The organism is Pseudoduganella sp. UC29_106 (assembly GCF_044055365.1).
In the GTDB taxonomy this organism is placed as follows: domain Bacteria; phylum Pseudomonadota; class Gammaproteobacteria; order Burkholderiales; family Burkholderiaceae_D; genus Rugamonas.
The window spans coordinates 202,196-225,954 of record NZ_CP171977.1 but is presented as its reverse complement, the minus strand read 5'-3'; the positions used below and the strand labels follow the sequence as shown (position 1 = coordinate 225,954).

The window sequence follows — 23,759 nt, the reverse complement described above, 5'->3', positions numbered from 1 at the left end:
TCCGGCCACAGGAAGCGAGGGAATACGACGATGGGTGACTCGCTTTTCTTTCGTTTATCTTTCGTATTTGACTTTTCGAAAATTACGATCTAAGCTTTCTGAAACTTCCACTTTCTTTTCTATCGATGACTACTCTCCTGCACCGCGATCCGCAAGCCTGGCGCGACATCGGCGGCCTTGATACCGCTGAAGAAATCGCCCAACAGCCCGCCTTGTGGCGCGAACTGGCCGAGCGCCTGTCCGACGCGCAGCCTGCGCTGGCAAACTTCCTTGGCGACCGCCTGAACCAGCCGTCGCAGCGCGTGATCCTCACCGGTGCGGGCAGCTCCGCTTATGTGGGCGAGATCGTGGCGGATGAATTGAATGCGGCGTGGCCGGCGCAGGTGAGAGCCGTGGCGACCACCAGCCTGCTCACGCATCCGGAGCTGTATCTGGACGCGGACGCGCCAACGCTGCTGGTGTCCTTCGCACGCAGCGGCAGCAGCCCGGAAAGCCTGGCCGCCGTTGACCTGGTGCGCAGCACGGTGCGCGATGCGCGCTTCCTGAACATCACCTGCAATGCCAACGGCCAGCTGGCGCAGCGCGGCGCCGGCGACAGCACCGTCTTCAACCTGATGATGCCGGCCGCCAGCTGCGATCGCGGCTTTGCGATGACCAGCAGCTTCACCTGCATGCTGCTGGCCGCGCTGTCCGTGCTGGGCAAGGACAATTACGCCGAGCGCCTGCCGCAACTGGCGGAACTGGCGGAACAAGGTTTGCAGCAGTGGGCGGCGCCCGTTGCGGCACTGGCTTCGCAGCCGGTGCAGCGCGTGGTCTATCTGGGCAGCGGTCCGCTGGAAGCGCTGGCCAAGGAAGCTGCGCTGAAGATTCTGGAACTGACGGGAGGCCGCGTGCTGGCCATGTCCAACACGGCGCTCGGTTTCCGCCACGGTCCGAAGTCCGCCCTGAACCGCGATGCGCTGGTGATCCTTTTCCGCAGCAGCAAGGCGCTGGCGCGCCAGTATGAGAAAGACCTGCTGCAGGAACTGCAGCGCGAGCAGATAGCCGGCCGCTGCGTGACTGTCGGCCGCGAAGCCGATATCGGCATAGCCGCTCCCGCCTGGTCCGACGCCTGGCTGGCGCCATTGTGGCTGCTGGTGGCGCAGCAATATGCGCTGCACCAGTCGGCAGCACTGCGCCTGCGTCCCGATAATCCATTTGCCGACGGCACGGTGAACCGTGTCGTGCAGGGCGTGACCATTTACCGCCATGACGAATTCTGAACAGCGCGGCTACCACGGCATCGATATTGGCGGTACCAAGATCGAGCTGGTGGCCTTTGACGCAGCGTTTGCGGAAGTCCATCGCGAACGCATCGCCACACCGACCGCAGACTTCGAAGCCTTCGTGCAGGCCATCGTGACGCTGGTGTCGCGCGGCGATGCGGCGCTTGGCTTGGCGGCGCCGGTTGGCATCGGCCTGCCCGGCATTATCGACATCGCCACCGGACGCCAGATCAGTTCCAACGTGCCGGCCCTGAACGGCCGCCAGGTGGCGGACTCGCTGCAGCAGGCGCTTGGCCGTCCGGTCGCCATCGGCAATGACTGCCAGTGCTTTGCCCTGTCGGAAGCCCAGGGCGGTGCGGCGGACGGGCTGCCAACCATGTTCGGCGCCATCATCGGCACGGGTGCAGGCGGCGGCTATTGCGTCGACGGGCGCCTGCAGCGCGGGCTGAATGCCGTGGCCGGCGAATGGGGGCACTGGACGGTGCCGGCGCCGCTGCTGGCCTTGCACGGATTGCCGGTGTACGACTGCCCTTGCGGCAAGCAGGGCTGCCTGGAGCGCTATGTGGCCGGTCCGGGCATGAGCAGGCTGCACGCGCACTTCGGCGGAGACGGCGCGGAGCCGGCTGCGATCGTGGCGCGCGCAAATGTGGGCGATGCGCTTGCCGAGCGTACGCTGGCTGTGCATCTGGACCTGCTCGCGCATGCGGTGGCGGGGCTGGTGCTGTCCTACGATCCGCATGCGCTTGTGCTGGGAGGCGGGCTGTCCAACCTGGCGCATTTGTATGAGCGGCTGCCGGAGGCCGTGCGGCGGCATCTGTTCCGGGGCGTGCACGTGCCACCGATTTTGCCGCCGCGGTTTGGCGATGCCGGCGGCGCACGCGGCGCCGCCCTCCTCGCACGCCAGTTGGCTTAGCAGGCACCACCACTCGCGCGTAGGGCGGATCATTGATCCGCCGCGAACGACCACGAACTCAAAAACGAAACCACGATGACCGACGTCCTCTCCCCCATCCAGCAAATCGTGAAAGCCCACCGCCGCGGCGAAACCGTTGGCCTGTACAGCGTCTGCTGCAGCCACCCCATCGTCCTGCGCGCCGCGATGAAAGTGGCGGCAGTCTACGACACGCTGCTTCTGGTGGAAGCCACCTCGAACCAGGTCGACCAGTTCGGCGGCTACACCGGCATGACGCCGGCGCAGTTCCGCGACTACGTGCAGCAGCTGGCGCGCGAACAAGGCTTCCCGGCCGAGAGGCTGGTACTGGGCGGCGACCACCTCGGCCCCAACGCCTGGCAGAAGAAGGACGCCGCCACCGCCATGGCCAACGCCGAAACGCTGATCGCAGCCTACGCGGCCGCAGGCTTCCACAAGATCCACCTGGACTGCAGCATGCGCTGCGCCGACGATCCGCCGCGCCTGAGCGACGAAACGGTCGCCGTGCGTTCCGCACGCCTGTGCGCCGTGGCCGAGCAATCCGCCGCCGCGGCAGGCCTGCCGCCGCCGGTCTACGTCATCGGCACCGAAGTGCCCGTGCCGGGTGGCGAAGCCGCGCTGGCCGATGCCGGTGCACCCACAGCGCCATCGGCCGCTGCGCAAACACTGGACGTGCACCGTCACGCCTTCATGGTTGCTGGCCTGCGCGATGCCTGGCAGCGCGTGATCGCCATGGTGGTGCAGCCTGGCGTGGACTTCGACGCCAGCCATATCCAGCACTACGCCGCGCAGCAGGCAGCCGAACTTTCCGCCTTTGTCGCCAGCCAGCCCGGCCTGGTGTTCGAAGCCCATTCCACGGATTACCAGCGCGAATCCGGCCTGCATGCCATGGTGCGCGACCATTTCGCCATCCTCAAGGTGGGCCCCGCGGCGACCTTCGCGTTGCGTGAAGGCTTGCTGGCCCTGTGCCAGATCGAAGACGAACTGCTGCCCGAAGAAGAACGCTCGCAGCTGATGCGCGTGCTCGATGAAGTGATGCTGGCCAAGCCCCAGCACTGGCTGGCGCATTACGCCGGCACCAGCGAAGAGCAGCGTGTGATGCGCCGCTATGGCCTGAGCGACCGTTGCCGCTACTACTGGGGCGAACCGGAAGTGGCGGCCGCCGTGCAGCGCCTGTTCGCCAATCTCGATGCGCGCGAAGTCCCGCTGCCGCTCCTGAGCCAGCACTTGCCGGAGCAGTATCTGGACGTGCTGCAGGGCCAGCTCGGCACAGGTGCGAAGGAACTGCTCGAGCACAAGATCGGACGCGTGCTGGCGCAATATGCCCGTGCCTGCAGCCGCAATACGGCCTCCCTGCCCGAGCCCGCCATCTGTTAAGCTCGACGTTTTCACAGTAGATCGAAACGCCACCATGCGAAATACCAGCCAACGCCGCGAATCCATCCTGCAAGTGCTCGTGCATCAGAACGCCGTCCAGGTGAATGACCTGGTCGACCAGTTCGGCGTATCCGCAGTCACGATCCGCAGCGACTTGAGCGCGCTGGAATCGCAAGGCCTGGTTACGCGCAGCCACGGCGGTGCAATCCTGACGCGCACGCCGCCCACCGAGCACACGATGCGCCAGAAGGATTCCATCAACCAGGAGCAGAAGGAACGCATCGGCGCAATGGCGGCGCGCCTGGTGCAGCCGGGCGACAACATCATCATCGACTCCGGCACCACCACGATCTCGCTGGCGCGCCACCTGCGCGATGCCAGCGATGTGACGGTGATGACCAATGGCCTGAACATCGCATGGGAACTGGCCGATGCGCCGGGCGTGGACTTGATCCTCACGGGCGGCCTGCTGCGCAAGCAGTCGCTGTCCATCCAGGGCAGCCAGGCCGAATCCAGCCTCGCGGCCTACAACTTCGACAAACTCTTCCTCGGCGTCGATGGCCTGGATCTGCAGTTCGGCGTAACCACCCACCACGAGGCGGAAGCGAGCCTGAACCACAAGATGGTCGAGCGCGCGAAGAAAATCATCGTCCTCACGGACGCCACCAAATTCGGCCGCGTCAGCCTGCACCGCATCGTGCAGCTGGAGCGCGTCCATACCGTCATCACCGATGCCAGCATCAGCCAGGAATACCGCGAGGGCCTGCAGCGGCTGGGCATCGAATTAATCATTGCGGACTAGAGCGTGTTAAGCGGCAGAATCCTCACTCCCGGCGGCTGGGTCACAGGCAGCATCGCCTTTGACCAGCGCATACGCCAGATCACTCCCGGTTCTGCCGACGGCAAGCTGACGATCCTGCCCGGCTTTGTCGACCTTCACGTGCATGGCGCGGGTGGCGTGGACATCATGCGCGGCGGCGACGCCGGCGCCACCGTGGCGCGCGAGCACGCCAGGTACGGCACCACTTCCCTGCTGGGCACAACGATGACGGCCCACCTGCCGGACATCCGCCGCGCACTGGCCGGTCTGGCCGGCGTGGTAGCCCAACGTCCATCGCGCGGCGCGCGCATGCTGGGCGTCCACCTGGAAGGCCCTTTCATCAGCATCCACCGCCTCGGCGCCCAGCCGCCGGACGTGATGCCGGCCACGCTGGAACTGGTGCAGGAGCTGAACGCCATCGCGCCGATCCGCGTGCTGACCATGGCGCCCGAAGTGGAGGGCCACCTGGCGCTGATCCCGCAACTGGCGGCGATGGGCATGCGCGTGCAGGTCGGCCATTCCGCGGGAGACTACGAAACCGGCGTCGCGGCGCTGCGCGCAGGCGCCGCAGGCTTCACGCATTTATTCAACGGCATGACGGGCATGGACCATTACAAGCCCGGCATCGTCGATGCGGCGCTGGCCCATGCCGAATACGCCGAAATCATTCCCGACCTGCAGCACGTGCATCCGGGCGCCATCCGCGCCGCGCTGCGCGCCATTCCGCGCGCCTACGGCATCACGGACGCCACCGCTGCCACCGGCATGCCGGATGGCGAATACGGGCTGGGCTCGCAGCGCGTGTACAAATGCATGGGCTGCGTGCGCCTTGCCACCGGCTCGCTGGCGGGCAGCGTGCTGACCATGGACCAGGCGCTGCGCAACTTTGTCGGCATGGGGCTGGAGCTGGCCGAGGCCTCGAACCGCTTATCTCTTTACCCGGCCGACTATCTCGGCGAAACGGAGCGCGGACGCCTCGCGCCCGGCACCTGGGCCGATATCGTCGTGCTGGACCAGGATCTGAAACCGGTCACCGTTTTCGTCGAAGGCGAAGCCATTCTTTAAAGGAGTGCTCATGCACGCTGCCACTTTGTCCGGCGCCGCCGGTGCGCCAGCCTGGCCTATGCGCTATCTGCTGTTCATTGCCGGCATGGGCGGGCTGCTCTACGGGATCGACGTCGGCATCATCGCCGGCGCACTGCCCTATCTGGAGGCGACGGCGTCGCAGGCCTGGCGCCTGAGCGCGCAGCAATTCGAGTTTTATCGTGGCGGCGGTGCTGCTGGGGTCCGTGCTGTCTTCGCTGTTCGCGGGTGCGGTGGCCGATGCGATCGGCCGGCGCTGGGCGATGGTGCTGTCCGGCGCACTGTTCACGCTGAGCATCCCGATCATCGCGCTGGCCGATGGTTATACGCCGCTGCTGCTGGGGCGCCTGCTGCAGGGCGTGTCCGGCGGCTTGATTGGCGTGGTGGTGCCCTTGTATCTCGCAGAGTGCCTGCGTGCCGACCAGCGTGGACGCGGCGCGGCCCTGTTCCAGTTGCTGCTGACGATCGGCCTCGTAGCGGCGGCGGTGATCGGTCTTGTCCAGGCGCGCAATGTGGACAGCGCGACGGTGGCGGCGCAGGCGCTGTCCGAAGCGGCGCGCGCGGATGCCCTGTTCGCGGCGCGCGACCATGCATGGCGCAGCATTTTCTGGATGTGCCTGACGCCGGGACTGGTCTTCACCTTCGGCAGCCTGCTGCTGGCCGAGTCGCCGCGCTGGCTGGTACGCCGCGGCCGCCACGACGCGGCGCGCCAGGCCCTGCTGCGCACGCGCGCAGCCGCCGAAGCCGATGCCGAGTTGCGCGACATGGCCGCCGCTGCGGCATCTGCGGCCCCATCGCGCAGCGCGACGGCCGGCGCAGCGTCCAGCGATCCCCTGTTCAGCCGCCGCTATCTTTATCCCTTCCTGCTCGCCTGCCTGGTGCTGGCCTGCACGCAGGCGACCGGCATCAACTCCGTGCTGGCCTACGTCGTGAACATCCTGAACCAGGCCGGCCTGCCCGGCGCCACGGCCAATATGGCGGACGTCGGCCTGAAGGTGCTGAACGCCGTCATGACGGTCGCCGCCGTCGCACTGGTGGACCGCAAGGGCCGAAAATTCCTGCTGATGCTGGGCAGCGGCGGCATCGTGATCGCCCTGCTGGCAGCGGGCCTGCTGTTCAACAGCGCCGAGGGCGGCCAGCGCGATGTGCGCAGCCAGGTCGCGGCGCTGGCAAAGGGCGACAGCGTCACGCTGCGCCTCGATGGGGAAACCTTGCAGGCGCTGGGCGGCCAGCCCGGCGGCGCGCCGCAGCAACTGACGATCGCCTACAGCTATGGTCCCTTCGCCAACGTCGCCACTCGCCGCAGCGACGATCCGGGCGCACCAGCGCTCACCTTGAGCCGCAGCGACGCCGTGCAGGAAGACAGCGTGATCGGCGCCTTCTTCCGCAAGCTGCACCTGAATCCATTCGCCGACCCGGCGCAAGGCCGCACTGCGCCGCTGCACATCGAACGCGCGCAACTGGGCGAAGTGCCGCCGGCATCGCATGGCTGGCAAGTCGCCGCCGCCATCTGCCTCTTCGTTGCCAGCTTTGCGGTGGGGCCGGGCGTGTGCGTGTGGCTTGCCCTGTCCCGAGCTGATGCCGACCCGCATCCGCTCCAATGGCATGAGCATCGCGCTGCTGGTCAACCAGTTCGTATCGACAGTGATCGCAGCGGTCTTCCTGCCGACCGTCGGCCAGCACGGCTACGCCGCGATGTTCTTCTTCTGGGCCGGCTGCACGGTGATCTACTTCCTCACCGCCGCCTTCCTGCTGCCCGAAACGAAAGGCAAGACGCTGGAAGAAATCGAAGCGCACTTCCGCCGCTAGGGGCCGCGCCCGAACAGGCTGTCGAGGGCGCCGCGGCTGTCGGGGATTGCGCCGTTGGGCGTCAGGCGGTCGACCACCTGCGGCAGCAGCTGCGCCAGCTGGGCGGCGACCTGCTGCGGATCGAGGCCGATACTGGCGGCGAGCGCTTGCAGGCGCTCGCTGCCCAGCACCGCCTGCAGCTGTTCGGCGCTGATCGGCAGGTTTTCGCCGGTGCCGACCCAGGATGCGATCACATGCCCAAGGCCGCCCTGCCGGAAGGCCTCGACCAGGCCTTGCAGGCCGCCCGTCTGCGGATTGGTCAGCATGCCGCCCAGCGCTTCATACACGCCCTGGTTGCCCTCACCGGAAAGCTGGCCGAGTACCTGGCCAGCCAGCGTATCGAAAATGCCCATGGTGCTCTCCTTATTTCAACAGACCGAAAACCTTGCCGATCGCCTTGCTGCCGTAGGACAGCGGGTCGCGGCGGATATTCTTCTCTTCTTCAGCAATCATCAGGTACAGGCCATCCAGCGCGCGCTGCGTGACATAGCCCTCCACCGTGGCGCTTTCGCCGGTGGCGAGACCGAGCTTGCCGGCCTGCCCCATCGCGGCATTGAACTGGCCGGACAACCTGGAGCGGTCCGTCACGCCTTTCACGATAGGGAGAAATTTCGCAGAGAGCGGCGCGGAGGTCTTTTCCTTGAAAAAGTCCGTCACCGAAGTGTCGCCGCCGGTGAGGATGCGCTTGGCGTCTTCCACCGTCATCGATTTGACGGCGTTCACCAGCAGTGGCTTGGCCATGGGGACAGCCTGTTCGGCCGCGCGGTTCATCGCGACTTCCAGCTCGTCGAGCTGCTGGCCGCGGCCGGTCATAGCGATCAGGGGACGCGCCTGCTCCAGGATCTTCGGCAGGCGGATGCGGACCTGGTCGTTGTTCAGGAAGCCGCCTTCCACGCCCAGCTTGGCGACGGCGGCGGCCGACCCGGTTTCCAGGGCGGCTTTCAGGCCGCCACTGGCTTCCTTGTTGCTAAGCGCCGCCAGGGGATCGGCGGCAAAGGCACTGGCTGCAATGAGCAGCGCAGCGCCGAATACAGCGGGTTTCATCGGGACCTCCGCAGCGGCGAAAGCACTATCTTACTCCCCCGCCGCCGCGTCAAGCCGGTCCAGTTGTCAGAACTTGTAACTCAGCCCTGCAACGAAGGAACGGCCCGAATGCACGTAGAGCAGCGTATCGTTGCGTTGCGAATCGCGGCCATAACGCAGCGGCGCATCGGTCAGGTTCTGGCCCTCCAGGCTCACGCGCAGCTGCGGCGTGATGTTGTACGACACGCTGAAGTCCACGTTGGTCGAACCATCGACGGTGGTGAAGTCGTGCCCCGCCACATTGCCCAGCACATTCAGCAGGTAGGACGAGCGATGGGCGGCCGACACGCGCGCGCTGAACTTCGGATCTTCGTAGTACAGCGTGATGTTGTGCGCCTTCGGCGACAGACCGGTGAAGTCGGCCACCTGCGTCAGCTGCTCGTTGGCCGGCGTATTCGGATTGTCGACGCGGGTGATATAAGTGATCTTCGACTTCACATGTGTGTAGTTCAGCAGCGTGCCGAAATTGCTCCAGAAGCCAGGCAGGAAGCTGAACGGCATTTGCCAGTTCAGCTCATAGCCGCGTAGCGGACCGCCCGGCGTGTTGACCTTGCGGTTCACCACCACGGTGGTGCTGGGCAGGGTCGGGCAGGCCGGCGTGCCGCCCGTGATGCTGCAGCCGCCGCCCAGCAGCAGGGAGTCCGGCAAGCCCAGGCTGGAGAACACGGCGCGCTCGGACACGCCCTGGATGAAGGTGCCGATGTCCTTGTAGAAGTAGCCGGCGGAGATCATGGCATTCTTGGCGTAGTACCACTCGGCCTGCAGGTCGGCGGTCTTGGCGCGGATCGGGTCCAGGTTCGGATTGCCGATGCTGACGGTCTGCACCTGGGTCGACAGCGTGGTCGATGGCGCCAGGTCGGTGTACTCCGGGCGGGCCAGCGTCTTGCCGGCCGAGAAGCGCAGCAGCACATCGCGCGGCAGTTCGGCCGTCACGTTCAGCGCCGGCAGCCAGTCGCGGTATTTGTGTTCGACCACCACCGGCGTCAGCACATTGTTGGCGTTGACCAGCGCGAAGGACGTGGCCTTGGTATCGGCGCCGCGCACGCCGAGATTGCCGCGCAGCGGAATGCCGAAGGCATCGTACTTGAAGTCCAGCATGCCGAACAGCGCGTCGATCTTTTCTTCCACGCCGCGGTTGGCCTGGCCCAACACATTGTATTCGGAGCCCGGCACGGCGGAGCAGTGGCACTCGATGTTGTACACGCCAAGGAACTTCTGCAAGTCCACCGCCGCCCACGACGAGGGAACGCCCGAGCCATCGAGGCCGCGGCCGAAACCGCTGATCTGGCGCGACACATCGGCCAGCGTGGTGCCGGTTGGCAGCTTCAGGCCATTGCCGCCGGAGCCCAGTTCGATATTGGTCCAGTTGTTGTTGCGCTTGGAGAGGCCGCCGCGCAGGGTGAGGTTGTCGTTCAGCTCAAAGCTGGCGTTGATGGCGTGCGTCTTCAGCTTGTTCTTGGTATGCAGGTAGCGGCCCACGAACTGACCGTGGAAAGTGCCGTCCGCCTCCTGCGGTGCAAAGGTGAAGGCGTTCGGGTTGCTGACATCGATGCCGAAGTTCAGCGCGGGCACGTTGCGGTTCTGGCGGAAGTCCCAGGAGAAGCCGTTGACATTGGGCGAGTCGAACTGCACGGTGGCGCGCACCGGTTCATCCAGGTCCGAATTGGAGACGCCTGTCAGGAAGTCCACCTTGAAGCGGTCGCTGAAATCGTGGCGGCCGGACAGCACGTTCTGGCGGAACAGCGTGGTGTACTTGTCCAGCAGGCCTTCGGTGCGGATATCGACGGCGTTGAACTTGCCGTAGTCCCAGCTGCCGTTCTGGTCGAAGTGGGCGTCCACGATCGAGGTCTGCGGCTTGCCGTTGGCCTGGCCCAGCGTGCGGCCGAAGGAAATCGCGGAGATGTAGTTGTCGTAGCGGCTGTTGACGAATTTCCCGCCGAGGAAATCGTAATTCAGTTCGGTGTGCGAGCCAGGGCGCCACTGCAGGGAACCGGTGATACCGCTGCGTTCATAATGGGTTTCCGAACGGCGGTAGCGCGGGATGCGCGGCGCGAAGGCGCCCGATCCGGGCGGCGGATTCGCGACGGTGCCGCCGAAATCGTCGGTGCGGCCCATCACGTCGTTGTAGGCGGCAGTGTTCGAGGTCCGCGGCACGCCGAAGCCGCAGTTGTTGGCGTCGATGCCCTTGACCGGTGTGTTGACGGGATTCTGCGGGCTGTAGCCGAGCGGCGAGCAGAAGCCGCCGTCCATGTTCGCGCTGAGCAGCTCCACCGCCTCATAGCCCTCTTCGCGCAAGGTGCGCTTCGAATACGCGGCGGACATCAGGGCGCCGAACTGGCCATAGCTGGTGGTCCAGCGGTCGGACACCAGCGCGGTCAGGCGCGGCTCGGCTTTGCGCGACAGGTTGTTGTAGAACTCCTGCCCGCCCAGGCTGATGGTGCGGCCCTTGAAGTCGAAGGGACGTGCCGTGCGCAGGTCGACGGTCGCGCCCAGCGAGCCTTCTTCCACGCTGGCTTCGGCCGTCTTGCGCACTTCCAGGCTGTTGAACAGTTCCGAAGCAAACACGCTGAAATCGAAGCCGCGGCCGCGGTTGGTGCTGCCGTTGATGTCCGATGCGCCGGTGGCGGTCACGCCTTCGATGCCGTTGATGCGCACGCGCGTGAAGCCCGCATTCAGGCCGCGCACGGTGATCTGCTTGCCTTCGCCGCCGTCGCCTCGCGACAGCGACACGCCCGGCACGCGCTGCAGGGATTCGGCCAGGTTCGAGTCGGGGAATTTGGCGATGTCCTCGGCCTTGATTACGTCCACGATGCCATCGCTGTTCTTCTTGGTGTTCAGCGCGCTGTTCAAACTGGCGCGGAAACCGGAAACCACAACGACATTCTCTTCCTGCGCGGCCGCGGCCATGCTGGCCAGTGCGAGCGATACGGCGAGCGCCATGCTCTTGCGATACTGCAGCTTCATCCTGTCTCCTGGTGTGTTTGTTTGTTGTGTAACGAAGTGTAGGATGGGGCTGATTGCTTTTACCGCCGGTTGCCGAAGAAGTCAGAAACTTGATCAATAGGCGCGCGCCGGCCTGGGGCCGGGCCGATTGTTTGTTGCGCGGATGGCACGACGCACCGGCTCCAATCACCGGATTGATCGTTTCGCGCCGCGCCCATGCGCGGCCGGGGTCAGGCAGATATCAGGCGGGGAGCAGGTCGGGATGGGTGCGCAGGGCGGCCAGTTCGGACGCATTCAGGCGCGCGGCGGCCTGCGAGACATAGCGCGCGGCGCCGGGCACGCCGGCGCGTTCGGCCTGCGACAGCCAGCGCCAGGCGGCGGCCGGGTCGGCGGCGGCGCCCTGGCCGCTCAGGTACATCAGGCCCGCATTGAGCTGGGCACGGGCATGGCCTTGGCGTGCGGCAGCCAGGTACCACTGCAGTGCGGCATTGAAATCACGGGGCACGCCCTGGCCATTGTCGTGGCGCAGGGCCAGCGTGAACTGGGCCAGCGTGTGGCCCTGCTCGGCCGCCTTGCGGTACCAGGCATTGGCCTGCGCCAGGTCCGGCGCCGGGCCATCGTCGCGGTCATGCAACTGGCCCAGCATGTACTGGGCGGCGACGTAATTCTGTTCGGCCGCGCGCTGGTACCAGCCCATGGCCTTGCGCAGGTCGAGCGGCACGCCCTGCCCCGTTTCATAGCGCAGTCCCAGGTCGAACTGGGCGCGCAGGTGGCCCTGGTCGGCCGCCTTGCGGTACCAGAAGATCGCTTCGTGATGGTCCTGCGCCACGCCGTGGCCGTTATCGAACAGCATGCCCAGGTGGTACTGGGCGGCGGGGAAGCCCTGTTCGGCGGCCTTGCGGTACCAGCGCGACGCCTCGTCGTAATCCTGGGCCACGCCCTGGCCGTGGTCATAGCGCAGGCCCAGGTTGTTCTGGGCGGCGGCATGGCCCTGCTCCGCGGCGCGGCGGTACCAGGCCAGCGCCAGCTGCTCGTCGCGCGGCACGCCGTGGCCATTGTCGTAGATCAGGCCAAGGTTGAACTGGGAGCTCATATGATTCTGCTCGCCGGCCGCCGTGTACCACCGGATGGCCTTCTGGCTGTCCTGCGCCACGCCGTCGCCCTTGTCGAAGCGCAGCGCGAGGTTGAACTGGGCCGGCGCATAACCCTGCTCGGCGGCCTTGCGGAACCAGGACATGGCCTGCTGCACATCCTGCTGCACGCCCTGCCCGTTCGCATAGCGCAGGCCCAGGTTGAACTGGGCGCGCGCATAGCCCTGCTCGGCCGCGCGGCGGTACCACATGATGGCTTGCCTGAAATCCTGCGGCACGCCCTTGCCGGTGTCGTACATCATGCCCAGGTTGTTCTGCGCGCCCGCGTCGCCCTGTTCGGCGGCCTTGGCGAACCAGTGGCGCGCCTGTTCGGTGTCCTGTTCGATGCCCTGGCCCTTGGCGTACAGCCAGCCCAGGTTGTACTGCGCGGCGGCGTAGCCCTGTTCGGCCGCCTGCTGGTACCAGCGCGCCGCTTCCGCATAATCCTGCTCCACGCCCTGGCCTTTCTGGTACATGACGCCCAGGTTGTACTGCGCGTGCTCCAGGCCCGCATTGGCGGCCTGGCGGTACCAGGCGGCAGCCAGCTCGTAGTTCTGCACCACGCCCTGGCCGTTGAAGTACATGAAGCCCAGGCTGTGCTGGGCATTGGGCACGCCGCGCTCGGCGAGGTCGCGCACGCGCAGGTATTCGGCGGTGTGATTGGTGGCGCCCGAGGCGTCCGCTTCGCTGGCCGTGTAGCGCTGCATGGGCGCCTCAGGCCTGGATCGCTACGCGTGAGGCAGCGGCATCGGGCGCTGCGCCTTCGACCTGGTTCTGCCCCTGCAGCACATTGATGAAGGAGGACAGCGAGATCGGGCGGTAGTACGAGATAGCCCTGCATGCTCGAGCAGCCGTTGGCCTGCAGGTAGCGCGCCTGCACTTCCGTTTCCACGCCCTCCGCCACCAGGTGCAGGCCCAGGCCGCGCGCGATCGAGATGATGGCCAGGATCACCGGATAGTGGCCATGCTCGTCGTGGATCTCCTTGACGAAGCTCTGGTCGATCTTGATGGTGTGGATCGGGAAGCGGTGCAGATAGGACAGCGAGGAATAGCCGGTGCCGAAATCGTCGATGGCGACGGACACGCCCAGCTGGCACAGCTTGTTCAGCTGCTCGATCGCATACTGCGGGTTGCGGATGCAGATGTTCTCGGTGATTTCCACTTCGATCTGCGCCGGCGAAATGCCGTAGCGCGCCAGCGCGCCGCGCATCTTCTCGAAGAAGTCGCCGCGGTCCAGGTATTGCGGCGACAGGTTGAGCGACAGGCGGATCGTGTCGCCGCCGGCCGCATTCCACATCAGCAGGTCGCGGCACAGGGCGCCGATCATCCAGTCCGAGATCGGCAGCATCAGGCCATTCTCTTCCGCGAAGGGCAGGAATTCGCCGGCCGACAGCAGGCCGCGCTGCGGATGGTTCCAGCGCATCAGGCCTTCGGCGCCGATGATGCGGCCGCTGGCCACGTCGATCTGCGGCTGGTAGTACATTTCCAGTTCATTGTGCTCCAGCGCCTTGCGCAGCGACTGCTCCAGCGCGATCTTCTGGTGCGACATGTCCTGCATCGAGGAATGGTAGAAGCTGTGGCCATTCTTGCCCAGCGCCTTTACCTGGTACATGGCGATGTCCGCATGGCGCAGCAGTTCTTCGATGGTTTCGCCGTCGCCCGGATAGATGGCGATGCCGATCGAGGCCGAGATGTGCACGATGTGGCCATCCAGGTCGAAGGGCTTCTGCAGCACTTCCAGGAACTTGTCCGCAATCGACTTGGCATCGGCGCGGTCGCGCAGCTCGGGCAGCACGATGGTGAATTCATCGCCGCCCTGGCGCGCCAGCGTGTCGCCCTTGCGCAGGCATTCCTTCAGGCGCAGCGCGGCCTGCTGCAGCAGCTCGTCGCCCTTCACATGGCCCAGGGTATCGTTGACCAGCTTGAAGCGGTCCAGGTCGACGAACATCACGGCCAGCTCGGACAGCTTGCGCTTGGCCTGGATCACGGCCAGGCCCAGGCGATCCTTGAACAGCATGCGGTTCGGCAGGTCGGTCAGGATGTCGTGGTAGGCCTGGTAGGAAATCATTTCTTCGGCGCGCTTGCGGTCGGTGATGTCGCGCGCCACGCCATAGGTGCCGAAGAATTCGTGCTTGGCCACTTCCTCGCCCGGCACGTGCATGCCGATCGCATTCAGCGAAATCGTCATCAGCGTGTTGTTGAAGGTGCGGTCGGCGCCGCCGCCCGAATTGCACTTCAGGCGCAGCTCCACATTGCGCGAGGCGCGTTCGTCGACGCGGCGCTCATTGAACACATAGCGGGCGCGCTCCAGGTCCTCGTCGTGCACCAGGATGGAATAGTGCTTCCCCAGCAGCTCCTCGCGCGAGAAGCCCAGCAGCTGGTAGGCGCGGTCGTTGACGAAGGTGAAGCAGCCTTCGTGGTTCAGGGTGTAGATGATGTCCGGCGAAGAGTCCACCAGGTAGCGGTACATCTTCTCCGAGTTTTCCAGGCGCTGTCCGATGCGGCGGTTCTCGACCGCCAGGCGTCGCTTTTGCAGCGCGTTCTCCACGGTCTTCAGCAGCTCGGGCGGATTGTAGGGCTTGCGCAGGTAGTCGTAGGCGCCCCGCTTCAGGGCGCCGATGGCCGCGTCGATGCCCGCTTCGCCGCTCATCACGATCACGTCTGCATCGATTTCCTTGGCGTTAATGAAGTCCATGATCTCGTGGCCACCGATGTCCGGCAGGCGCAGGTCGAGCAGCACCAGGTCGAATTGCAGGCGGTTCAGGTGGGCCAGCGCTTCGCTGCCGGAGGACGCGGTGACCAGCTGGTAGTCGTGGCCGCGCAGCAGTTCGTACAGGGAGGTCAGCAGGCGGGGTTCGTCATCCACCAGCAGCAGGCGCGGCTGGAATTCGGGTGCGGGCGGAATGAGTCCGTCTTCGGGAGCCATGAGCGGGTTCGGGTTCGTCGGGTTCATCATGGCCTTATACGGAATCCATCACGCGCGCGGGCACGGTCGCGATCTGGCTGGTACTGCCGCGGGCTGGCAGCAGGATTTCGAAAGTGGTGCCCGTGCCGCCGCTGCGGCAGGTGATTTCGCCGCCCATGCGCTTGACCAGGCTGTGCACGATGGACAAGCCCAGTCCATGGTGCTTGCCTTCCTTGCTGCTCTTCACCGCGGTAAACAGATTAGCCAATACCTCGGCGGACAGGCCCGGGCCGCTGTCGGCCACCACCAATTCGACGTACAGCTTGCGCTCGCGGTTGACCAGGCCGCGGTTGGCAATTTCGATGCGGCCGCCGCCCGGCATGGCTTCCACCGAATTCTTGATCAGGTTGACGAGGATCTGCTTCAGCAGGTCGGCATCGCCGTCGATCTCGTTCGGCTCGTCCAGCATGCGCAGGATGAGCTGCACCGAGGCCGGCACGAAGTCGGTGGCGCGGAACAGGCGCAGCACCTCGTCCACCACGCGGCCGATATGGGTCACGCTGCCAGTATCGGTCGGCTGCAGGTCGGCCAGGCCGTGGATCAGCTGGCCCACGCGGTCGATTTCCTCGTTCAGGATCGACATCTCGGACACCACCGGCTCGCGCCGCGCCAGCTTGGCGTCCAGCACCGACAGGTAGTTCTTGATGATGGACAGCGGGTTGTTCACCTCGTGCACCACGCGGCGCGACGCTTCGCGGTATTCCTCGGCCACATGGGCGATCTGGCGCCGCGCGTGGCCCCGTTCGGAAATGGCCGTCTCCAGCGCGGCGGCGGCCTGGCTGCCGAACGATTGCAGGAAGCGCTCGCGCTTCTGGTAGGACGGCAGCTGCCAGGCGGCCGCGCCGCCCACCAGCACGCCGAGGCAGCGCTGGCCGGCCACCAGCGGCAGGCACACCATGGAATCGGTGCCGAGGATGCGGAACAGCTGCTCCTCGGCGATCGTCAGCGGCTGGGCGCCGCGCGTGGCGAAGGCCAGCCGGCGCTCGGTGGCGGCATCGGCGATCAGGCCGCCCTTATTCAGCGGGATGGCGAATTCGGCCAGGCGCTGCTGCGCGTCGCCGGTGCCGAAGCCTTCCAGCGCGTGGCCGGTGGGGTTCTCCAGCAGCAGCACGGTGGTGTCGAAATCGAACAGGATGCGCGCCGAGCGCGTCATCGCTTCCAGCATCGAGGCTTCGCCCTGCTGGCGCGCGAAGGTCTGGCCCATCTCGGACACCAGCATCATATTGCGCACTTCCTCGGACAGGCGCGCCTGCACCGGATCGGCCGGCGTGGGCGCGACGGCGGGCGGCGGCACGATATCGTCGGCGCCGGTCAGGTCGATGCCCAGGTAGTCGGCGGATTTGAGCACCTGGCGCGTGGCCGCCTTGGTGAAGGCGTCCAGCTGGCTCGGATCGAGGCCGCACAGCGCGGCCGCGTCTTCCGCCGCATGCGGTTCGTCGCCGTGGTAGCACAGGTGGTGCGCCAGGCGCACGATGCGGATCAGCGGGTGGGCCGACTCCAGGCGCGTGACCGGCTCGTGGTGGTACAGCACGGAGTCGGCCAGGAAGGAATCGAGGTTCCAGCGCTCGATCAGCCAGGCGCCCGCTTCGGTGTGCGTGATTTCCAGCGTGCGCTGCTCGACGGCGCACAGCTCTTCGTCGTCGCGTGCGGTGAAGTTGTAGGCATATTCCTTGGGCGCCGTGGACAACAGCGCCAGGCGGCCGACATTGTGCAGCAGGCCGGCCAGGTAAGCCTCTTCCACATGCGGGTAATCCATGGCGCGGGCGATGTCGCGCGCGATGACGGCCGTGGTGAGGGAACCTTTCCAAAACGCGCGCAGGTCGGTGCTGCCGGAATGGGGGAAGTTGTTGAAGGTCTGGAACACGGACTCGGAGATCACCAGCGTCTTGATCATGTCCGTGCCCAGCGAGACCAGGGCCTGCTCCAGGCCCACCGTGCGGTTGTGGCGCTGGTAGGCCGAGCTGTTGGCGACAGCGAGGATCTTGGACGTCATCCCGGCATCCTTGGCGATCAGGGCGGCCAGCTCCGGCATGCCGGCATCGTCGGCTTGCAGGAGTTCAATCAGCTTGATGAGGATCTGCGGCATGGCCGGCAGACGCGCGATCAGCAAGCGATTGCGGATGTCTTGATCAGGTTGATGCATCGTGGCGCCAGTAGTATTTGGCGCCCTGCCATTAGGGGCGCCGATTCAATTCGTCAAACAGGAGCTGCTTGGTAGTGCATTTCTCGCTTGCAATCTCAAATGCCCATTAACATAAATATACTATAACTTAGCGGCAATACAAATTCCCGAAGACACTTTGTTGCATTTATTAATGACCCGGGAGTCTATTGATAAAAATAAAACAATGTTGCCATTTTTCTTCATTGGGGCGTAAGCATGCGCCTCACCACGCGCGACGTCAACCACAATCCCAGCGCGGTCACGGTGAAGAATAGCTGGGCGCAAGCGAGCCACAGGAAGGAGTCCGACAGCGCCGGCGCGATCACGCCGGCAATGATGGCGGCCAGCACCGTCACGGCAAACGACTGGCATGATGCTACCGTACCTCGGATGTGCGGGAACAGGTCCAGCGCCAGAAGTGTTGCGCCCGGTGCTACAACCGACATGCCGAAGGTGTAGAAAAAGATGGGCAAGGTGCTCCACGGCACGGCCGGCGGGAAGAACAGGTGGTAGCCGACATTGACCGTGGCGGCCGACAGCAGGAAGCCGAAGCCGAAGCGGATCTGGCGCGCGAAGCTCCACTTGCCGGCGATGCGGTTGGCGGCCAGCGCGCCCAGGAAGATGCCGGACACGGCCGGCACGAACAGCCAGGCGAATTCGTCCGGGCCCAGGTGCAATTGCCCTGGGAGCGCTACCGGCGCGGCCGTGATGTAGACGAACAGGCCGCAGAAGTTGAGCGCCACCACGCCCGTTTTGAGATGGAACAGCGGCGAGGACAGGATGTCGCGGTAATTACGCCACAGGAAGACGGGATTGAAGGGCTGGCGCTTGTGCGGCGGCAGCGTTTCCGGCAGGCGGCGGTAGCAGACGGCGAACAGCAGCACCGTGTAGCCGACCAGGAACAGGAAGATGCTGCGCCAGTCCGAGTACTTGACGATGAGGCCGCCCAGCACGGGCGCCACGGCGGGCGCGATGGAAAAGATCATCGTCACCAGCGACAGCAGGCGCGCGGCCGCGGCGTCGGCATACAGATCGCGGATGATGGCGCGCCCCACCACGACGCCGGCGCCGGCCGACACGCCCTGTACCACGCGGAAGAACCACAGGTAGTGCACGCTGTGCGCGGAGGCGCAGCCGATGGTGCCGATGCAGAAGGTGACCAGGCTGACCAGGATCACATTGCGCCGCCCGAACGCGTCGGACAGGGCGCCGTGCCACAGCACCATGCCGGCAAAGGCCAGCAGGTAGGCGGTCAGCGATTGCTGCACCTCGACCGGCGAGGCGCCCAGCGATTGCTGGATATTGGGGAAGGCAGGCAGGTAGGCGTCGATCGAGAACGGGCCGAGCATCGACAGCCCGGCCAGCACCGCCGCCAGCGCCGCGGCGCCCAGCGGCTTGCGTTGCCGCGTCTGGGGTGAGGGAACCTCGGCATCAGGGTCGGGCGGAACGCTCGCCGGCGGCTGGGGCATCATCGGCGTTCAGCTCCCCTTGCGCGGCGGACGCGGCCCGCCCGGCTTGGCGGCGGCCCACGGACCTGCCGCGGCCGGCGCTGGCGCCGGTGCTGGGGCCGAGACTGGGGCTGCGGCCGGCTCCGCTGCGCTACCGCCGCGCTCGTGTCCGAATGTCGGATCTGACCCCGGTTTGCGGTTGAAGCCCGCGACCATGTCGAAGCGGAACAGGCGGCACTCGAGCGCGCCGTTGAAGAACGGCGTCTTGCGCGACTCTTTCAGGCGCAGCATCTTGGGCAAGCCCAGGTCGGCGGTGAAGAAATAGGCCGTCCAGCCGGCGAAACGCTGCTTGAGGGTGGTGGCCAGCGCGCCGTAGAAGGACTTCGCCAGCTCATCTTCCTCCAGCGAGGAATCGCCGCGCACGCCGATCCGCTCGCCGTACGGCGGATTGGTCAGCAAGATGCCGGGCGTGGCGGTCGGCGCCTGCACCTGCTGCGCCTCGATCTGCTTCAGCGGCACGTCGAACAGGATGCCGGCGCTCTTCAGGTTGTGGCGCGCCATGGCGATCATGTCGCCGGAGATGTCGGAACCGAAGATGCTCGGCTCGGACGGCAAGGGATTGGGCTTGATGGCCGCCTTCATCGCCTGCCACGGCTCGGGATCGAAATCGTAGAACTTCTCGAAGGCGAAGGAGCGGCGCGCGCCCGGCGGGATGCCCTGCACCATCTGCGCCGCTTCGCACAGGATGGTGCCCGAGCCGCACATGGGGTCGAACAGCGGCACGCCCGGCTTCCAGCCCGACACGCGCAGCAGGCCGGCCGCCAGGTTCTCGCGCAGCGGCGCGTCACCCGTCTCGCTGCGCCAGCCGCGCTTGAACAGCGCTTCGCCCGAGGTGTCGAGATAGATGATGAACTGGCGCTGGTCGAGGAAGCCAACGATTCGCATGTCCGGCTCGCGCGTATCGACCGAGGGACGCTTGTTGTACATGTCGCGGAAGCGGTCGCACACGGCGTCCTTGATCTTCAGCGTGATGAATTCGAGCGACTTCAGGGGCGACTTGATGGCGGTCACGTCGACGCGGATCGTGTGATCGACGCCGAACCATTCTTCCCAGGCCTGGCCCAGCACCAGGTCGTAGATGTCGTTCTCGTTGTCGTAGTGGCACACGCCCATGCGCATCAGCACGCGCGAGGCGATGCGCGAATGCAGGTTGATGCGGTAGGCGTCGTACAGGTCGCCCGAGCAGTGCACGCCGCCCGGCACCTGGTTGTGGATTTTCAGCGTCGGGCTGCCCTGGGCGATTTCGCCCAGTTCCTCAGCCAGCGCCGCTTCCATGCCGCGCGGGCATGGGCAGAAATAGGATGTCATGTGCTACCTTTCAGAATGGCTTGACGACCACGAGGATCACGATCGCCAGCAGCATCAGCACAGGCACTTCATTGAACCAGCGGTAAAACACGTGGCTGCGCGCATTGGCGCCACGTTCGAATTTTTTCAGCAGCGCGCCGCAGGCGTGGTGGTAGCCGATCACCAGCACCACAAAAGCCAGCTTGGCGTGCAGCCAGCCGGGCAGCTTGATGCCGGCGGCCACATATTGCAGCCAGGTGAGCCACAGGCCGAACACCAGCGCCAGCACGCCCAGCATCGTGGTAAAGCGGTACAGCTTTCTGCCCATCGTCAGCAGGCGCTCGCTCGCGGGCCCCGGCACTTCCATCGCCAGGTTGACGAAGATGCGCGGCAGGTAGAACAGGCCGGAGAACCAGGCAACGATGAAGACGATGTGCAGCGCTTTTACCCAGAGCATTGAGTTCCTTTATTTGCGTGTTTCGCCGTGGCCGAACACCACGTACTTGAGCGAGGTCAGGCCTTCGAGTCCCACCGGGCCGCGCGCGTGAAGCTTGTCGTTGGAAATGCCGATCTCGGCGCCCAGGCCGTATTCGAAGCCGTCGGCGAAACGGGTGGAGGCGTTCACCATCACCGAGGAGGAATCGACTTCGCGCAGGAAGCGCATGGCGGCGCTGTAGTCTTCGGTGACGATCGCCTCGGTGTGCTTGGACGACCAGTTGTTGCAGTGCTCGATGGCGGCGTCCAGGCCGTCGACGATGCGCACGGCCAGGATCGGCGCCAGGTATTCGGTGGCCCAGTCTTCTTCCGTGGCGTGCGCCAGCTGCGGGTAGCCGGCGGCGGCCAGGATGGCGTAGGCCTCGTCGTCGGCGCGCAGCTCGACCTGCTCGCTGGCGTAGCGCTGCGCCAGCTGCGGCAGCACTTCGGCGGCGACGGGGCGCGCCACCAGCAGCGTTTCCATCGTGTTGCAGGTGCCGTAGCGGTGGCACTTGGCGTTGAAGCCGATGTCCAGCGCCTTGCCCAGGTCGGCTTTCGCGTCGATGTACACGTGGCAGATGCCGTCCAGGTGCTTGATCATCGGCACCGTGGCTTCTTCCATCAGGCGCGCGATCAGGCCCTTGCCGCCGCGCGGCACGATGACGTCCACATACTGCGGCATGGTGATCAGGGCGCCCACGGCGGCGCGGTCGGTGGTGTCGACCACCTGCACGCCGTCGGCCGGCAGGCCGGCCCCGGCCAGGCCCTCGGCCACCAGTTTCGCCAGCGCGCGGTTGCAGTGGATCGCTTCCGAGCCGCCGCGCAGGATGGTGGCGTTGCCGCTCTTGATGCACAGGCCGGCGGCGTCCACGGTGACGTTGGGACGCGCTTCATAGATGATGCCGATCACGCCCAGCGGCACGCGCATCTGGCCCACCTGGATGCCGGTGGGGCGGAATTTCATGTTCGAGATTTCGCCGATCGGGTCCGGCAGGGCGACGATCTGGCGCAAGCCTTCCACCATGGTGGCGATCGCCTTGTCCGACAGGAGCAGGCGGTCCAGCATGGCCGGCGCCAGGCCGGCGGCGCGCGCGGCGGCCACGTCCTGCTCGTTGGCCGCGCGCAGGGCCGGCGCTTCGCGCTCGATGGCGGCGGCAATCAGTTCCAGCGCGCGGTTGCGCTGCGCGCTGTCGGCGCGCGCCATGCCGCGCGATGCGGCGCGGGCGCGGCGCCCGATGTCTTCCATATACTGCTTGATGTCCATACTCATCCTCTTGCGACTTTCAGTGCCAGTTGCAGCATCGCGTCCCAGGCGTCGCCCGCGAAAGATTTCGCGCGCAGTCCCTTGACCATTTTGTCCACTTGCGCGGCCTGCTGCATGGCCGCTTCCAGCGTGGCGAGCGAGACGCGGCGCAGGGCCGGTTCCATCATGCGCTCGCGCGGGCCCCAGATCCGGTATTCCTTCAGCAGGGCCGGCAGCGGGCGCCCTTGCGCCATCGCTGCCTTTAATTTTAGCAGTGTGCGGATTTCCTCGGACACCGCCCACAGTACCAGCGGCAGCGCCTCGCCCTCGCCTTTCAAGCCTTCCAGCATGCGGATCAGGCGCGCCGGGTCGCCCGCCAGCATGGCTTCGGACAGCTTGAAGACGTCGTAGCGCGCCACGTTCAGCACCGCATCCTGCACCTGTTCGTGACTCAGCTTGCCCGGCTCGTGCAGCAGGCCCAGTTTCTGGATTTCCTGGTGCGCGGCCAGCAGATTGCCTTCCACCCGGTCGGCGATGAAATCGAGGCTGGCGCGCTCCGCGCTCTGGCCCTGCGCGGCCAGGCGGCCGGCGATCCAGCCGGGCAGCGCGTTGCGCTCGATGTTCGGGATGTCGATGTAGACGGCGCTTTGCTGCAACGCCGCCACCCAGGCCGCCTTCTGCGTCTGCCAGTCCAGCTTGGGCAGGGTGATCAGGGTCAGGTTGTCCGGACCCAGGTCTTTCGCATATGCCTGCAGCGCAGCGCCGCCATCCTTGCCCGGCTTGCCGGACGGGATGCGCAATTCGATCAGCTTCTTGTCGCCGAACAGGCTCATGGCCTGGTTGGCGGCCAGCAGCTCGCCCCACTTGAAGCTGCGCTCCACCGTCAGCACTTCGCGCTCGGAATAGCCTTGCGCGCGGGCGGCGCGGCGGATCTTGTCGGCCGCCTCCAGCGCCAGCAGGTGCTCGTCGCTGGTGATTACGTACAGGGGCGCCAGCGTCTTGGCGACGTGGGCGTCCAGGGCGTCGGCGCGCAGCTGCATGGCGGCCTTACTGCACCACGGGCGGCGCGTTCGGCACCAGGCCCGGCGCGGTCGGCACCGGCGGCACGGTCGAAGGGGCGGCCGCGGCCTGCGGCTTGATGGCTGCCATGCGGCGCATCATCTGCTGCACCAGGTCGGTCTGCATGTCCTTGTACAGCAGCGCTTCTTCCTGTTCCTTCGCCAGCACCTGGGTTTCATTGAAGTCGATCGGGCGCTGCAGGTTGATCGGCGTCGGTCCCAGCAGCTCGTTGCCCGCCTTGTCGGTGATGCGGAACACGATGTTGTAGCTGAGCAGGTACTGGCGCACGCGGCCATTGCTGTTCAGCGACAGGATGGTCTTGGTGCGCGTCTTTTCCGGGTCCGTCAGCACTTCGATGCTAGCCTCGGCATCCTTCGCCACGCGGGCGACGGCGGTGTGGCCATTGGCGCGGATATTGCGCTTCAGGTCGATCGCCAGCGGCGACGACTCCGGCAGGCCCACGTACAGCGAGGAGAACGGCAGCGTGTAGTTGCCGCCTTCGCCGCGCAGGTGGAAGCCGCAGCCGGCCAGTGCCGCCGCCAGCAGCGCGGCGGCCGCCGCGCGTTGCACAAGAGTCAT

General features: G+C 66.0%; 17 protein-coding genes and 2 pseudogenes. 7 read left to right on the top strand and 12 right to left on the bottom strand.

Annotated elements, in window-relative coordinates; genetic code table 11:
- Window positions 1-125: 125 nt before the first annotated feature.
- The 7 genes and pseudogenes from ACHMW6_RS01415 to ACHMW6_RS01385 all read left to right on the top strand — a co-directional run bounded on the left by ACHMW6_RS01415 (window position 126) and on the right by ACHMW6_RS01385 (window position 7,285).
- Window positions 126-1,262 (top strand): SIS domain-containing protein, encoded by a 1,137-nt coding sequence (locus tag ACHMW6_RS01415; RefSeq protein ID WP_395404931.1) that lies wholly within the window; start codon window positions 126-128, stop codon window positions 1,260-1,262.
- Window positions 1,249-2,178: an ROK family protein gene (locus ACHMW6_RS01410; protein ID WP_395404929.1), complete on the top strand. Its 930-nt coding sequence runs from the start codon at window positions 1,249-1,251 to the stop codon at window positions 2,176-2,178. Before ACHMW6_RS01415 ends, ACHMW6_RS01410 begins: the two co-directional genes overlap by 14 nt.
- A gap of 75 nt (window positions 2,179-2,253) precedes the next feature.
- On the top strand, window positions 2,254-3,573 hold the full coding sequence (locus tag ACHMW6_RS01405) for a D-tagatose-bisphosphate aldolase, class II, non-catalytic subunit (protein WP_395404927.1): 1,320 nt from the start codon (window positions 2,254-2,256) through the stop codon (window positions 3,571-3,573).
- A gap of 34 nt (window positions 3,574-3,607) precedes the next feature.
- Complete coding sequence (locus ACHMW6_RS01400; protein WP_395404926.1) at window positions 3,608-4,375, top strand: DeoR family transcriptional regulator; 768 nt, start codon at window positions 3,608-3,610, stop codon at window positions 4,373-4,375.
- A gap of 3 nt (window positions 4,376-4,378) precedes the next feature.
- The gene (locus ACHMW6_RS01395; RefSeq protein ID WP_395404924.1) at window positions 4,379-5,458 is read left to right on the top strand and encodes an N-acetylglucosamine-6-phosphate deacetylase; all 1,080 of its coding nucleotides are present in this window, start codon (window positions 4,379-4,381) and stop codon (window positions 5,456-5,458) included.
- 200 nt (window positions 5,459-5,658) lie between these two features.
- Window positions 5,659-6,537: pseudogene (locus ACHMW6_RS01390) on the top strand (MFS transporter); the annotation flags it as partial.
- 424 nt (window positions 6,538-6,961) lie between these two features.
- Entirely contained in the window at window positions 6,962-7,285 is a 324-nt protein-coding gene (locus ACHMW6_RS01385; protein WP_395404922.1) for an MFS transporter, read from the top strand.
- Here ACHMW6_RS01385 and ACHMW6_RS01380 read toward each other — a convergent pair.
- The 12 genes and pseudogenes from ACHMW6_RS01380 to lptE form a co-directional block, all read right to left on the bottom strand.
- Complete coding sequence (locus ACHMW6_RS01380) at window positions 7,282-7,677, bottom strand: YidB family protein (protein ID WP_395404921.1); 396 nt, start codon at window positions 7,675-7,677, stop codon at window positions 7,282-7,284. The two genes, ACHMW6_RS01385 and ACHMW6_RS01380, sit on opposite strands and share 4 nt — an antisense overlap.
- A 10-nt stretch (window positions 7,678-7,687) precedes the next feature.
- Window positions 7,688-8,368 carry a DUF4197 domain-containing protein gene (locus ACHMW6_RS01375; RefSeq protein ID WP_395404919.1) on the bottom strand — a complete coding sequence of 227 codons (681 nt, stop codon included), beginning with the start codon at window positions 8,366-8,368 and terminating at the stop codon, window positions 7,688-7,690.
- Between the two features lie 66 nt (window positions 8,369-8,434).
- Complete coding sequence (locus ACHMW6_RS01370) at window positions 8,435-11,371, bottom strand: TonB-dependent receptor (RefSeq protein ID WP_395404917.1); 2,937 nt, start codon at window positions 11,369-11,371, stop codon at window positions 8,435-8,437.
- Window positions 11,372-11,591: 220 nt separating this feature from the next.
- A complete protein-coding gene (locus ACHMW6_RS01365; protein WP_395404915.1) occupies window positions 11,592-13,187 on the bottom strand; it encodes an SEL1-like repeat protein in 1,596 nt (531 codons plus the stop codon).
- Between the two features lie 7 nt (window positions 13,188-13,194).
- Window positions 13,195-15,406, bottom strand: a pseudogene (locus tag ACHMW6_RS01360) (putative bifunctional diguanylate cyclase/phosphodiesterase).
- A 34-nt stretch (window positions 15,407-15,440) separates the two neighbouring features.
- Window positions 15,441-17,588 carry an HDOD domain-containing protein gene (locus ACHMW6_RS01355; protein WP_395404913.1) on the bottom strand — a complete coding sequence of 716 codons (2,148 nt, stop codon included), beginning with the start codon at window positions 17,586-17,588 and terminating at the stop codon, window positions 15,441-15,443.
- Between the two features lie 221 nt (window positions 17,589-17,809).
- A complete protein-coding gene (locus ACHMW6_RS01350) occupies window positions 17,810-19,081 on the bottom strand; it encodes a multidrug effflux MFS transporter (RefSeq protein WP_395404911.1) in 1,272 nt (423 codons plus the stop codon).
- A gap of 6 nt (window positions 19,082-19,087) precedes the next feature.
- Window positions 19,088-20,425, bottom strand: a complete 1,338-nt coding sequence (locus ACHMW6_RS01345) for a class I SAM-dependent RNA methyltransferase (protein ID WP_395404910.1) — start codon at window positions 20,423-20,425, stop codon at window positions 19,088-19,090.
- Between the two features lie 10 nt (window positions 20,426-20,435).
- Window positions 20,436-20,861, bottom strand: coding sequence for a CopD family protein (locus tag ACHMW6_RS01340; RefSeq protein WP_395404908.1), 426 nt, complete (start codon window positions 20,859-20,861; stop codon window positions 20,436-20,438).
- Window positions 20,862-20,870: 9 nt separating this feature from the next.
- Window positions 20,871-22,142, bottom strand: coding sequence for a glutamate-5-semialdehyde dehydrogenase (locus ACHMW6_RS01335; protein WP_395404906.1), 1,272 nt, complete (start codon window positions 22,140-22,142; stop codon window positions 20,871-20,873).
- A gap of 2 nt (window positions 22,143-22,144) precedes the next feature.
- A complete protein-coding gene (gene holA / locus ACHMW6_RS01330; protein ID WP_395404905.1) occupies window positions 22,145-23,161 on the bottom strand; it encodes a DNA polymerase III subunit delta in 1,017 nt (338 codons plus the stop codon).
- Between the two features lie 7 nt (window positions 23,162-23,168).
- The gene (lptE, locus tag ACHMW6_RS01325) at window positions 23,169-23,759 is read right to left on the bottom strand and encodes an LPS assembly lipoprotein LptE (protein WP_395404903.1); all 591 of its coding nucleotides are present in this window, start codon (window positions 23,757-23,759) and stop codon (window positions 23,169-23,171) included.